Consider the following 12,704-nt stretch of genomic DNA (forward strand, 5'->3'; position numbering starts at 1 on the left):
CGGTATAGCGTGGTCGGAGGACAGCCCCGCCGACCGACGGCGGCGCCACGAGGAGGATCCACGTGACCAATTTCGCCAACGTCGAGCGCCGGCACCTCGCCGCGCTCCTGCGCCGACTGGGCCCCGACGCCCCGACCCTGTGCGAGGGCTGGAGGACCCGTGACCTCGCCGTGCACCTCGTCCTGCGCTCCGGGCGACCGGACGTCCTCGCCGGGCGGGTGCTGCCGCGGGTGCCCGTGCTGGGTGAGCACGCCCGCCGCACGGAGCAGACCGTCGCCGGCCAGCCGTGGGAGGAGCTCGTGCGGAAGGTGGAGCACCCTCCGCTGTACTCGCCCGCGCGGCTGGGACCGGTGGACAAGAGGATGAACACCGTGGAGTACTTCGTCCACCACGAGGACGTCCGCCGGGCCCAGCCCGGCTGGCACGAGCGCCCGCTGCTGCACGACGAGGAGCAGACCCTGTGGCGGTCCCTGACCCTGGTGGCCAAGGTCATGCTCAAGGACGAGGACGACACCGTGGTGCTCATCGCCCCGTCCTACGGCGCCGTGCGCGGCGGCCGCGGCAGAACGGGGACCGTGCGCGTGCTGCGCGCCGTGCCGAGCGAGCTGCTGCTGTGGACCTTCGGCCGCCGCGAGCAGGCCAAGGTGGAGCTGACCGTCGAGTAGTCCGCGAGCCGCACGGAGGAGGGGGGCCGCGCGCGGCGCGGCCCCCTCCTCCGTCTCCCGGCGCTCAGCGGAACAGGTCCGCCCTGACGCCCATGATGATCCGGTCACCGGACCGCGCGGTGCGCATGTACCGGGCGACCTCGTGCTCGTGCAGGGCGATGCACCCCGCCGTGGGCTTCTTGTTCGCGTGCAGGAAGATCGCGAAGCCGTTGCCCTGGACGATGGACGAGTCGGGCGGGCGGTTGTAGTTGATCACCACGCCGAGCCGGTAGTCGCCCGACTGCGCGAAGTACCACATGTTCTCGTCCGGCCAGGTGTAGCCGGTCGACTCGAAGTACTTGTTGTAGAGCGTGCCCAGGCGGCCGCCCCACCGGGAGTTCGGGTTGAGCGGCCGGTAGGGCAGCGCGGTGCCCGGGTTGTAGACGCCGAAGGACTCCGTGACCGAGTACGAGCCCTGCGGTGAGAACAGGTACTGCGTGTGGCCCGAGGGCACACCGGGCCGCTTGAACCCGCTGGCGCCCACGTAGGCGGACGTCCGCCACTCCTCGACGTAGCTGCCGCCGATCCGCACGCAGTTGATGAACGTGGCCTGCGAGCGCCCGTAGCCCTCGGCGATGGTCAGGGACACGCGCGCCGCGTTGCGGGTGGGTTGCACGGAGCGCCCCGTGTTGAGGTGGTGGCACTCGCCGCGGAACAGGTGCGTCCGGACTCCGGTGGCCCGGCTCCAGGTGACGAGTCCCCGCTGGAACTTCTGGTGCACGGTCCCGGTCCCGACCTCGTCCGTGACGGGGTAGCCGAGCGACCCCCGCTCGCGTCCCGTGGCGATCCACCGCTGGCCGATGGCGCCGTTCGTCTTGACCGCCCGTGCCCCCGTCCCGGAGCTCCAGTAGATCGTGTGCGCCTTGGTGAAGGACTGCCGGCACCCGCCGCCGGTCAGCCCGCAGACCTCGTCGGTCGTGGGGTAGCCGTAGGTCCCGGCCTCGCGCCCGCCGAGGACCCACTTGTGGCCGATCGCGCCCCGGGTGTGCACGGCCCGCGCCCCCGTGGAGGAGCTCCAGTAGATCGTGCGGTCCTTGGAGAAGGACTGCCGGCACCCGCCGCCCGTCAGGAGGCAGGTCTCGTCGTCGACGGGCCAGCCCAGCGCGTCCACGCTGCCCGTGGAGATCCACCGGTGGCCGATCGCGCCCCGCAGCTGCACGAAGTGCGCGCCGTGCGCCTCGGACCACAGGACCACGCCCTTCTGGTGCGGCCACTCCCAGCCGCCCTTCCAGGGGCGCATCTCCGCGGTCGGCTCCCCGGTCCTGGAGGCCGCCCGGGCCGCGGCGGCCTCCAGGGCCTGTCGGACCTCGGCGGGCACGGCCGCGTTCTCCGCGGCGGCCGCGGCCGCGGTCTTCTGCGGCGCTGCCTCCGGTGCGGCCGGCCGCTCCTCGGCGGACTCCGCGCCCGTGGAGGGCTGCGCCGTCGGCTCGGCCGGGACGGCCGGTTCCGCATCGTCCGCCGAGGTGGTGGGGTCGGCGGGGGCCGCCTGCCCTTCGGGGTGCGGGGCGACCGTGAGCACCGCCCGGGCCTCGGCACCCGTGGCCTCCACCACGGCGTAGGAGACCTCCACCGAGGGGGCGTCGGCCGGCTGGTCCGGAGCGGGTGTCAGGACGAGGACTGGGTGGTCGGGGGCCTCCCAGCCCTCGGGCAGGGCCCCGGGCGCCGTGCCCGGGGCCACCACGCGCAGGGTCCCGAGGTCCGTGCGCAGCTCGTCGGCCAGCTCGTCATCGGTCTGGGGGGCCGAGGGGTCCACGAGCAGGAGCCGCGCCGTCGCCGGGTCCTCGAGTCCGTCGTTGGCCAGGACGTCGACGAGTGCGGTCCTCGTCGCGGGCGCGGTGAACTCGTCGTCCACCGGTGCGAGATGCGCGGTCGCCGCGACGGCACCCGCCGCGGGGCCGGGGTCCGTCGTCGGACCGGCCGAGACGCCGGGGGCGGGCGCGGACGGCGCCGCGGACGCCCCCGGGGCACCGGCGAGGACGACCGCGAAGCAGGCCGCGACCGCGGCGGGAGTGCGCAGAGCTGAGATCTTCATGGGGGGTCCCTTGCTGGGCTTCAGTCGGTGAATTCGACGTAGTGGTCGGGGGCGGTGTTGTCGAAGACGCGGACGGCCAGGTCGGCGTCGTGCTCCGCGGAGAAGGCGACCTCGAGGGAGGCGCTGTCCCCGGGGGCGATGGTCGGGAAAGTCTCCATCGGCACGCCCAGGGAGTCGTCGAAGACGGGGGTCGCCGGTTCATCGCCCTCGACGGCGACCGGGAAGGACCACGGCACGGCGTCGACCGGGGTGCTGCCGGTGTTGGTGAGCGTCAGCGTGAACACCTGCACCGGGGTGCCGGGGGCGGCGCGGACCGGGCGCTCGCCGGTGGTGCCGGGACGAGGGCCCTCCACGACGGCCTCGAGGGAATCGCCGAGCCGCTGGGCGGCGCCGAAGGACGCGGCGGCGTCCCGGGTGGAGGTGTCGTCGTAGGGGGCCACGTCGTTGCCCGACGGGGCCGGGCTGCCACCCGGCGTCTCCGGCGCAGCGCTCCCGGTCTCCGCGGCTCCGGACCCGGACGTGGGTCCGGACGTGGCCGCCGGCGGACTCGCGCTGGACGCCGCGGTGGTGCCGGTCCCCCGGTCCTCGGCGCAGCCCGCCAGCGCGACGACGAGCAGCGCCGCGCAGACAGACCCGAGCCGGTGGCCGGGCGATGGGGGGAAGTGAACTGCCATGGGGGGACTCCTCGACACGGTCCAGGGGGACCGACCGGCGCCGCGCCGCCTCCGGATGAGCGGTGGCGTGGCGCCGGTCGTTGGGGGTCACGCTACACGTGTCATTTGCTTTTGTGATTTGCATGACACCGTGTGGCGCGCGGCGCCGCGGTCGTCACGGGCGGGGACGCTCGGCGAGCTCGGCAGCCAGGGACCGAGCCGATGCGGCGGAGGAGCTGATCCGCCAGTCCACCTCCTCGTCGGTATGACCCAAGCTGCTTGCGACAGCTGGGGGTTGATGGGGGTGAGGGGTTGGTTGATCCAGACCTCGGTGGGTGGGGTCTGGATCGTGCGTCCGTCCCGGGCCCGGACCCGCCGGCCTCGGCGGTGGCGGTCTCGGCGATGATGACGTCGCTGCCGGGGGCCAGGCGCCGCATCTCGGACAGCCCGTCGGCGAACAGGTCCCACGGCTGCTGCCGGCTGGACCAGGTCCGGGAGGGGCCCCAGGTGTCGTCGTCCAGAGCCACGACGTCGACGTGGTCCGCGCCGGGGCAGAGCCCGTCCAGGGGCGTGGACCCGTAGTCGAGCACGATCGACGGCTTCTCCCCGGTCAGGGAGGCCCCCGCCGAGCTCGGCGGGGGCCGCGGGACCACGGGCCGTGCCGACGCCGAAGCGCAGGGGGCACGTGCGAACCGGGGGCTCGGCCGGGGCGCCGCGGGATCTCAGCGGGGGACGAGCCGGAACAGGAACTCGGTCCGGACCATGGCCCACAGCAGCCCCAGGACCCCCACATAGGCGGCGGTGTTGAGCCACAGGTCCCCCTGCTGGAGGGCGGGCACGTTGGCCACGGCCAGGACCATGAACACGTGCACGATGAACACGTACAGGGTGGCCCGGCCCAGCGGGATGAGGAACCAGCCCAGGGCGCGCCGGAGCAGGGCCCAGTAGGCGCTGAGCAGGGCGTAGCCGGCGATCAGCACGAGCAGCACGTTCACCAGCCGGCCGATCCCCAGGTAGGTCCGGCCGAAGAAGCCGTCGTAGACGGTGCGGAACGCCGCGTCCGGCAGCAGGACCAGCCGGACGTCGTAGGCGCTGCTGGCATAGGGACTGGACCAGGAGAACAGTGCGAAGGCGACGGCGAGCAGCAGGGAGGCGACCAGCAGCGGCCGTCGGCGCCGGTCGGCGAACCATGCGACGATCTGCCGCCGGTAGTACCCGGCGACCAGGCCGAGCACGAACAGCACCTGCCACACGAGCAGGGGGAACGAGTCCTCGAACTGGGACGGCAGCAGGCGGACCCGGAAGACCGTGCCCGCGGCGTAGAGCCCACCGCTGACCAGCAGGACCAGCCAGGCCCGGCCGCGAGCCAGAGCGGCGAGCACGAGCGGGCTCACCAGGAGCAGGATCACGTACAGGCCCATGATGTTGAACTGCCACGGGCCGACCTGCAGCAGCAGCACGGCGGGGACCAGGTGGGCCTGGACGGGGAACGCGAAGAGCCCCTCCATGCCCGCGTAGAGGTCGTACGTGGTGCCCGCGGCCCCCGTGCCGGCGGCGCCGGTGCCCTGGTCCGTGAACGTGGTGACGGCGCCGGCGTCGAGGAAGGGGATCCAGCTCAGGGCGTAGACGAGGAGCACGACTGCCAGCGCGGTGACGTAGAGCTTCCACGCCCGTGCAGCGGTGCGGTCGACGACGGTCCCCAGCTCGCCCTTCGCCCGGGGCCCGTAGACCATGCCCAGCACGGCCCCGGAGAGCAGGACGAAGAGCTCGGCCCCCGAGACGACGCCCACGGCCTCCTGGGTGAGCAGCTGGAACAACGAGGTGAGTCCCACGTGGTTGACGACGACGAACACGATCGCGACTCCCCGCAGCATGTCGATCCGGCTGTCGCGCGGCTCGGGCTCCGCGTAGCGCCACGCTCGTGCGGGCCGCCATCGGGGCAGCAGGCACAGGAAGAGCCCCGCGCCGAGGACGGCGGCTGCCGCGGTCCACGCGGCGGGACCCCGCAGGACGACCCCCGGGGCGGAGGACACCGCGCCCGGCAGCGCCGCCTGCTCGGTCACCGGGCCCGTCACCAGGGACGAGGCCCGTGCTCGCTCCCGGAAGGCCGTCGCGAGCCCGGGATCGGCGGTGGACCGCCAGTCCACCGTCACCGCCCCGTCCGCCCGCTCCTCCACGGTCTCGTTCCACACGACCGCGCCGATCCGGTCGTAGTCGTCCGAGGAGGCCGCCGCGAGCACCTGGTCCCACCACGGCGTCCTGACCTCGAGAGCCGACGGCCCGTCCGCGTCCGGGCTGTAGAAGGAACCCGTCTCCACCATGAGCGGCTTGTCCCGACCCGTGGCATAGGCGGCGTAGAAGCCGCCCGGCGCGCCCAGCAGCGTGCCGAACTCCTCCGGCCCCGGGACGGTGTTGCGGGCCGCCCCGTTGCCGGTCTCGTCGTGGTAGGCGGACAGACCCACCCAGTCCACGACGTCGTCGCCCGGGTAATAGGGACCGTAGGGGTCGTCGTCCCGGTCCCAGACCCCGTTGCCGTCGGTGTCCAGCGCCGCGAGATCCGTCCCTTGCGGGGCGACGGACGTCGGGGCGCGGAACGGGTAGTCGGTCCCGGCGGTGGGCGACCACACCATCACCGGATCCCCGAGCCGGGCGTCCATCGCGGCCGCCACGGCCCGGAACGCCTCGGTGTAGGCCTCGGGCTGCTGGCCCCACGACACCCAGGACGCGTTCATCTGCGGCGCGAAGCGGATGAACACCGTGCCGCCGAAGCCCTCCGTGACGTCGGCCAGCTGCCCGGCGAGGACGGCGGCCCGGGCCTCGTCCACCCGGTCCAGCGCGATCCCGGGGCGGATCGTGAGCAGGGCGTGGGCGCCCTGCTCGGAGACCTGGGACAGGTAGTCCCGCAGGTAGCCCTGCTCCCGGTCGTCCATCGGCAGCGGCACCGGCCGCCCGTAGACCGCGGCCGGTGCGCCGAGACGCTCGGCGTGGCCGGCCGCCGTGTCCGTGCCCCAGTCCAGCAGTGCCCCCAGGTACGGGTCCTCGGCCCCCACGTCCCCCGTCGCCCGCGCTTCCCCCGTCGCCCGTGCCTCCCCTGTCGGCACGAGGAGGAGCACGAGCAGCAACAGGATCGCCACCGCGGCGGCGAGGGGGCGCAGGCGGGGTCGGACGATGGGCATCAGGGTGCACTCCAGAGTCGATCCGCGTGCGGCGTCGTCCGCTCGCAGGGGGGACCGTCGCCCGGGGTTGCCGAAGCGGCCGGGGGGTCCTGCGGCGGACGACGGACGTCACGGGGGAACAGCCGTTCCCGCGTGCGTCCACCGATATCATCACGGGGCGGCGCCCGACGTGCGGAGGCTCGCCCCGTGTCCTCGGACGTCCCCCGCGGGGCGTCCCCGACTCCGTGCACGGTGGGCCGGGCGGCTCGGCCCGCAGCACAGGGGGCCGGGCCTGGCGTGGACGCCCCCTGGCCCGGCAGGACGGGCGGGACCGATACTGGGCGTCATGGAACGGACGGTGCGGGTGGACGAGTACTACGAGCTGTGGGTGGAGGAGACGGGCCGCGCCGAGGGATCGCTCCTGCTCCTCGTGATGGGGGCCAACGCCTCCGGCGCCGCGTGGCCGGCCGAGCTGGTGGCCCGTCTGGGCGTCCACCACCGCGTGGTGCGCTACGACCACCGCGACACCGGCCGATCGACCCGCGCCTTCGCCACGCGCCCCTACGCGATCCGTGACCTCGCCGAGGACGCGGTCATGATCCTGGACGCCCTCGGCGTCGACCGGGCGCACGCGGTGGGCATGTCGATGGGCGGCACGCTCGTCCAGCTCCTCCTGCTCGACCACCCCGACCGGCTGCTCAGTGCCACGGTCTTCGCGACGTCCTCGCTCGGCGCCGGACCGGCCCACCCGGCCGCTGTCGGTCACGCCGAACTCCCGGGCCCCGATCCGCGCCTCCTGGAGCTGTGGCAGCACCTCGCCGATCCGCGCAGTCCGGAGGAGGAGATCGCGTGGCGGGTCGAGCACTGGAGGATCCTCAACGGCGACGCGCTGCCGTTCGACGCGGAAGAGTTCCGGCGCCTGGAGGAGCGCGTCGTCGCGCACTCGGGAACCGCGGAGAATCCGGCGGCGCACGCCCTCGCGGACCAGTCGGGCCTGGACCGCGCCGGGGAACTGGCCGACGTCGCGGTGCCCGTCCTGGTCGTCGAGGCCCCCGAGGACCCGGTGAACCCACCGCCGCACGCGCATCACCTCGCCGCGGTGATCGGCTCCGCCCACCTCGTCACGGTCCCCGGGATGGGCCACGCGCTGCCGGAGATGGCGATCGGTCCCCTGGCCGACGCAATCCTCCAGCACATGGCGGCGATCGACGGCGACAGCACCGGCTGACACTCCGCACAGGGGAGCGCCCCGTCCACCACGGGACGGGGCGCTCGTTCCTTCGCGCGGATCCTGATCCTACGGACGGCTGTCACGGCGTCCGATCACGGACAGTCCGTGCGCGTCGGGCCGGGTGCCGACCGGCTCAGGTCTTCTGGTCGTGGTCGTCGTCGTCGTTCTCGTGCGAGTGCTTGCCCTCGTCGTCCATGTCTTCGTGGTGCTTCCTGCTCTCCGCATCCTCATGGTCGTAGTAGTGCCAGCCGTGCTCCTCGCAGTGCCACCAGTGATTCTTGTCGTCGTCGTGGCGAGACCGGTCGTCGTCGTGGCGAGACCGGTCGTCGTCGTGGTGAGACCGGTCGTCGTCATGGTGAGACCGGTCGTCGTCATGGTGAGACCGGTCGTCGTCATGGTGAGACCGGTCGTCGTCGTGGCGAGACCAGTCGTCGTCGCGCCTGTGGCCGTCCCTGTGGTGGTGAGCCCGTTGATAGTTCTTGTCGGCCCGGTGACCGTTGTCTTCGGAGCGGTCCTGGTGACCCCGGTAGTCGCCATGGCGATCACCCCGATGCTTGCGCTCGTCACCGTCCTTCCGCTCATCACGGTCCCGGCGCTCGTGACGCTTCTCCTCATATTCACTGTTGTCATGGCGATCATCGCCGCTGTGATCATCTGCCCCCGCGATCGCCGGAGTGGCAACCGCTCCTCCCACGAGGGCGGCGGCCATGGCCGCTCCGACGAGGATTCTCCGCAGATCGCTCATTGCTGCTCCTGTGGACAAGGCATGACATGGGGATCGTCATGCGATGGAGATGTTCCGAGGCCTGAGCAAGAGGTCTCACCCATGAGATGGGTATGGACACCGTAGAAGTGACCTGAGTCACGGTTCAAGATGCAGGCGAGGGGAGCACCGTCACGGTTCCGTCTCGTCACATTCCCCCGTGCGGCACGAAATGCCCGGGCCCTCGCCGGTGCGACCGCCTGACGGTCGGCCTGTCGGCCGCTTCGGAGGGGCGGCCGCCCGGGCCCAGTGCTGGCGCGGAACCCAGCGGCATCGTTCGCCGGCGCACAGCCGCCAGCCAGTTCCGGCCGAGCCCACGGGTCGCCCGCCCGCCGCCGGGACATCGGCGGGCCTGCCTCCCGAGCCGAGATCTCAGCGCAACATGTGACGTCATGAGCGGTCGCGAAGGCAACGTCGCGGACCGGTGGAGCCCCCTACCGGATTCGAACCGGTGACCCCCTGTTTACAAGACAGGTGCTCTGGCCAGCTGAGCTAAGGAGGCGGGTCGGCCTTCGGGCAACCGCACGGGTGCGGCCCGAGCTGCCGGTTCCTCAGGATATCGGACACGCCCGATGACCCCGAAATCCCCGGGCACCGGGGGTCCGCACAGTGCGACGGCGCCGCGTCCCGGGGCGGGGACGCGGCGCCGTCGCACTGCCGGTCGGAGCGGGGCCCTACTCCTTGGCCTCCACAGCCGCCTCGAGGGCGTCCTGGAACGCCTCGTTGCCGAGCCGTTCCCCGTCGATGAAGACGGTCGGGGTGCCGGACACGCCGTTGGCAGAGGACTCCCGTGTGACCACGTTGACCATCGGCCGCCACGTGTTCTCCTCGAGCGCGCTCGCGATGTCGGCGCCGTGCGAAGAGGCGATCTCCACGAGCTCCTCGTCGTCCAGTCCTCCGGAGCCCTGGTGGGAGAACACCTCCTCGACGAAGGCGAGGTACTGCTCGGTGGAAACCTGGTTGCCGACCTCGTAGGCGGCGGCCGCGGCCCGGGAGGAGTACTGCGTGGGCGTCGAGCGGTCGAGGAAGTTCAGGTTGCGGTACTCGAGGATGATGTCCCCGGAGGTCACGGCCTCCTCGAGCGCATCCGCGTTCTCGGCCTCGAAGTCGGCGCAGTGCACGCACTCGAAGTCCTGGAAGATGACGACCTGCACGGGCTCGTCGTCGCCGGAGGCCTCGACGCCCGGCGGAACGGCGGACTCGTCCGGCGTCTCCGGGGCCGCGGGGACCTCGCCGAGGTCGCGCTCCTCGACCTCGGACTCGCCCGTGCGGATCCCGTCGGCCGTCAGCACGGTGCCGCCCCACTGGTTGGCGCTGGCGGGAACGGGCCCGGCCTCGGGGATCTGCTGGGCACGGTTCTGCGCCACGACGATGCCGATCACCGCGACGATGACGAGGACCAGGGCGAGGATGCCCAGCTGCAGGATCCGGCGGGAGCGCTTGTCCTGCCGTGCGTGCTGGTCCGCGACCTGCCGCGCCCGCTCTCGGGCGGCGTCGCGGTCGCGGGGGTCGGGGGTCGTGCTGCTGCTGGCTGCCATGGGTCCTCTTCGAAAGATCCTGGGGGGCGGATGGGGACGTGTCGTCGCCCAGATTATCGGACCCCCTCCCGAGCCGCCGACTCAGGAGATCATCAGGCAGAACCGTGAGCACGCTGATGAATAGACTGGAGCCAGGACGACGACGACCTACCGGAAGGACACCTCGTGAGCGCAGAGCAGACCCCCACCGCCTCCCCGGCCGATCTGGAGCAGGTGCCGGAGCCCCGGACGGACGTGCCGCAGGAGCACGGATACGACTTCGTCGTGGTCTCCAACCGGCTGCCGGTCGAACGCGTCGTCGAGCACGGGGAGTCGTCCTGGCGCCGCTCCCCCGGCGGGCTCGTGGCCGCGCTGTCCCCCGTGATGGCCCGCAACGCCGGCGCCTGGGTGGGCTGGCACGGGGCCGCCGACGAGACCCTCGAGCGCTTCGACCACGACGTCTTCCACCTCGCCCCGGTTCCGCTCGCCGCCCGGGAGGTGGAGGCCTACTACGAGGGCTTCTCCAACGCGACCCTGTGGCCCCTCTACCACGACGTCATCGCGCCGCCGGAGTTCCACCGCGCGTGGTGGAACGCCTACCGCCAGGTCAACCGCCGCTTCGCGGAGCGGACCGCCGAGATCGCCGCCGAGAACGCCACGGTGTGGGTGCAGGACTATCAGCTGCAGCTGGTCCCCAAGATGCTGCGGGAGCTGCGGCCGGACCTCACGATCGGCTTTTTCAATCACATCCCGTTCCCGCCCCTGGAGATCTTCGCGCAGCTGCCCTGGCGGCGGGCCGTCCTGGACGGTCTGTCGGGTGCGGACCTCATCGGCTTCCAGCGCCCCGGCGACGCCCAGAACTTCCAGCGCTGTGTGCGGCGGCTCCTGGACGTGCAGTTCAAGAACGGAGCGGCCCGGTTCGGGAGGGACGACGCCGCGTGGACCGTGCACGCGCAGTCCTATCCCATCTCCATCGACGCGCAGTCGATCATGGAACTGGCATCCCGGCCGGAGGTCAAGGAGCGGGCCCGGGAGATCCGCCACGAGCTCGGCGACCCCGAGACCGTGTTCCTGGGCGTCGACCGCCTGGACTACACCAAGGGCATCCTGCACCGCATCAAGGCCTACGGGGAGCTGCTGGAGGACGGCCGGCTGACGGTGGGGCCGTCGGTGCTGGTGCAGGTGGCGAACCCCTCACGGGAACGCGTGGAGTCCTACGTCCAGCTGCGCGAGGACGTGGAAGGGCTCGTGGGCCACCTCAACGGCCAGCACGACACCATCTCCCACACCGCGATCCGCTACCTGCACCACGGCTACCCGTTCGAGGAGATGGTGGCGCTGTACCTCGCGACCGACGTCATGCTCGTGACCTCGCTCCGGGACGGCATGAACCTGGTGGCGAAGGAGTACGTCGCGGCCAAGACGGACGGGTCCGGGACCCTGGTCCTCTCGGAGTTCACGGGCGCCGCGGAGCAGCTCAAGCAGGCTCTGCTGATCAACCCCCACGACATCGACGGGCTCAAGAACGCGATGCTGCGGGCCAAGGACATGCCCGCGGCCGAGGCGAAGAAGCGGATGCGCTCGATGCGCCGGCAGGTCCTGGGCAACGACGTCAACGACTGGTCGGAGGCGTTCCTGCGGGACCTCGCCCGCACCCGCCCTGGAACGGCCGAAGAGGAGGAGCGGTGATGGACCCGCACGACGACACCCAACATGCGCTCGCGGAGGCCCTGGCCCGGGCTGCGGGCGCCGACACCCTGCTGGTCGCCCTCGACTTCGACGGCACCCTGGCCCCGTTCACGGACGACCCGGACGACAGCCGGGCGCTGCCGGAGGCCCGGTCCGCGCTCGAGGAGCTCCTGCTCTTGGACCGCACGTACGTGGCCGTCATCTCCGGCCGGCCGATGCGGTTCCTGCGCTCCGTGGTGGACCCGGCCGGCCGGATGCTCCTGTCCGGGTCGCACGGGGCGGAGCTGCTCCTCGACGCGCTGGGGGACGCGGCCGCCGACACCGCGCTGCAGCTCTCCCCCGCCCAGCAGGAGCTGCTGGCGCAGGCCACCGCTCTCGTGGAGGCGCAGGTGTCCCGGTATCCAGGATCCAAGCTGGAGCTCAAACCCACGGGAGCCGCCTTCCACACCCGCACGATGGCGGACCAGACCCTGTGCGCCCAGGCGGAGCAGGAGATGGCCGAGCAGTTCGAGCAGCTCGAGGGACTGAAGATCACCCCGGGTCAGCACGTGGTCGAGTCCTCGGTGCACTCGGCGACGAAGGGCGAGGGCATCACGGCGTTCATGCAGGCCACGGGGGCGGACGTCACCCTGTTCGCCGGCGACGACGTGACGGACGAGAACGCGATGCGCGAGCTCGGTCCCGCCGATCTCGGCATCAAGGTGGGCACGGGACAGAGCGTGGCCGCGCACCGGGTCGCCTCGCCGGAGGAGCTGGCCACGGCCCTGGCCCGGCTGGCCGAACTGAGACGGGGTGCGCTGCGGTGACCTCGGACGACGGAGCGTCGACGGCGGCGGCACCCGGACGGTGAGTAGGCTCACCGTGGCCCCCGTCACCTGAGGGGGCTGCTCTTCTCCTTCGGATCGTCCGGCACGTGCCTGCCGGGAAAGAGGCCTTCCCATGTCTTCCGTGCGCTACGCC

Annotated in this window: 9 protein-coding genes and 1 tRNA gene; 4 read left to right on the forward strand and 6 right to left on the reverse strand. The window is 72.3% G+C overall.

Annotated features, from left to right (window positions below):
• Positions 1 to 62 precede the first annotated feature (62 nt).
• Complete coding sequence (locus tag ACFYE1_RS05055) at positions 63 to 665, forward strand: TIGR03085 family metal-binding protein (RefSeq protein ID WP_387740628.1); 603 nt, start codon at positions 63 to 65, stop codon at positions 663 to 665.
• A 64-nt stretch (positions 666 to 729) separates the two neighbouring features.
• Here ACFYE1_RS05055 and ACFYE1_RS05060 read toward each other — a convergent pair whose 3' ends face one another.
• From ACFYE1_RS05060 to opgC, 3 genes are all read right to left on the reverse strand, one after another.
• Positions 730 to 2,736 (reverse strand): L,D-transpeptidase family protein, encoded by a 2,007-nt coding sequence (locus ACFYE1_RS05060; RefSeq protein ID WP_387740629.1) that lies wholly within the window; start codon positions 2,734 to 2,736, stop codon positions 730 to 732.
• A gap of 20 nt (positions 2,737 to 2,756) precedes the next feature.
• Complete coding sequence (locus ACFYE1_RS05065) at positions 2,757 to 3,410, reverse strand: hypothetical protein (protein ID WP_387740631.1); 654 nt, start codon at positions 3,408 to 3,410, stop codon at positions 2,757 to 2,759.
• 701 nt (positions 3,411 to 4,111) lie between these two features.
• Positions 4,112 to 6,565: an OpgC domain-containing protein gene (gene opgC / locus ACFYE1_RS05070; protein ID WP_387740633.1), complete on the reverse strand. Its 2,454-nt coding sequence runs from the start codon at positions 6,563 to 6,565 to the stop codon at positions 4,112 to 4,114.
• Positions 6,566 to 6,890: 325 nt separating this feature from the next.
• On the opposite strand from opgC, the gene ACFYE1_RS05075 reads away from it, so the two are divergent.
• Complete coding sequence (locus ACFYE1_RS05075; RefSeq protein WP_387740635.1) at positions 6,891 to 7,772, forward strand: alpha/beta fold hydrolase; 882 nt, start codon at positions 6,891 to 6,893, stop codon at positions 7,770 to 7,772.
• Between the two features lie 136 nt (positions 7,773 to 7,908).
• Here ACFYE1_RS05075 and ACFYE1_RS05080 read toward each other — a convergent pair whose 3' ends face one another.
• The 3 genes from ACFYE1_RS05080 to ACFYE1_RS05090 all read right to left on the reverse strand — a co-directional run bounded on the left by ACFYE1_RS05080 (position 7,909) and on the right by ACFYE1_RS05090 (position 10,076).
• The gene (locus ACFYE1_RS05080; protein WP_387740637.1) at positions 7,909 to 8,520 is read right to left on the reverse strand and encodes a hypothetical protein; all 612 of its coding nucleotides are present in this window, start codon (positions 8,518 to 8,520) and stop codon (positions 7,909 to 7,911) included.
• A gap of 443 nt (positions 8,521 to 8,963) precedes the next feature.
• Positions 8,964 to 9,040 (reverse strand) — tRNA-Thr (locus tag ACFYE1_RS05085).
• A 172-nt stretch (positions 9,041 to 9,212) separates the two neighbouring features.
• Positions 9,213 to 10,076 carry a DsbA family protein gene (locus tag ACFYE1_RS05090; protein ID WP_387740639.1) on the reverse strand — a complete coding sequence of 288 codons (864 nt, stop codon included), beginning with the start codon at positions 10,074 to 10,076 and terminating at the stop codon, positions 9,213 to 9,215.
• A 165-nt stretch (positions 10,077 to 10,241) separates the two neighbouring features.
• Between ACFYE1_RS05090 and ACFYE1_RS05095 the strand changes: the two genes are divergently transcribed.
• A complete protein-coding gene (locus ACFYE1_RS05095; RefSeq protein ID WP_387740641.1) occupies positions 10,242 to 11,744 on the forward strand; it encodes an alpha,alpha-trehalose-phosphate synthase (UDP-forming) in 1,503 nt (500 codons plus the stop codon).
• The gene (gene otsB / locus ACFYE1_RS05100; protein ID WP_387740643.1) at positions 11,744 to 12,550 is read left to right on the forward strand and encodes a trehalose-phosphatase; all 807 of its coding nucleotides are present in this window, start codon (positions 11,744 to 11,746) and stop codon (positions 12,548 to 12,550) included. The genes ACFYE1_RS05095 and otsB overlap by 1 nt, the downstream gene beginning before the upstream one ends.
• The last annotated feature ends 154 nt before the right edge of the window (positions 12,551 to 12,704 follow it).

This window comes from Kocuria nitroreducens (assembly GCF_042879195.1).
In the GTDB taxonomy this organism is placed as follows: Bacteria; Actinomycetota; Actinomycetes; order Actinomycetales; family Micrococcaceae; genus Kocuria; species Kocuria nitroreducens.

Coding starts and splice junctions, on each gene's coding strand:
- ACFYE1_RS05075 (WP_387740635.1), top strand. CDS start 6,891: ATGGAACGGACGGTGCGGGTGGACGAGTACTACGAGCTGTGGGTGGAG.
- ACFYE1_RS05080 (WP_387740637.1), bottom strand. CDS start 8,520: ATGAGCGATCTGCGGAGAATCCTCGTCGGAGCGGCCATGGCCGCCGCC.
- ACFYE1_RS05090 (WP_387740639.1), bottom strand. CDS start 10,076: ATGGCAGCCAGCAGCAGCACGACCCCCGACCCCCGCGACCGCGACGCC.
- ACFYE1_RS05065 (WP_387740631.1), bottom strand. CDS start 3,410: ATGGCAGTTCACTTCCCCCCATCGCCCGGCCACCGGCTCGGGTCTGTC.
- otsB (WP_387740643.1), top strand. CDS start 11,744: ATGGACCCGCACGACGACACCCAACATGCGCTCGCGGAGGCCCTGGCC.
- ACFYE1_RS05060 (WP_387740629.1), bottom strand. CDS start 2,736: ATGAAGATCTCAGCTCTGCGCACTCCCGCCGCGGTCGCGGCCTGCTTC.
- opgC (WP_387740633.1), bottom strand. CDS start 6,565: ATGCCCATCGTCCGACCCCGCCTGCGCCCCCTCGCCGCCGCGGTGGCG.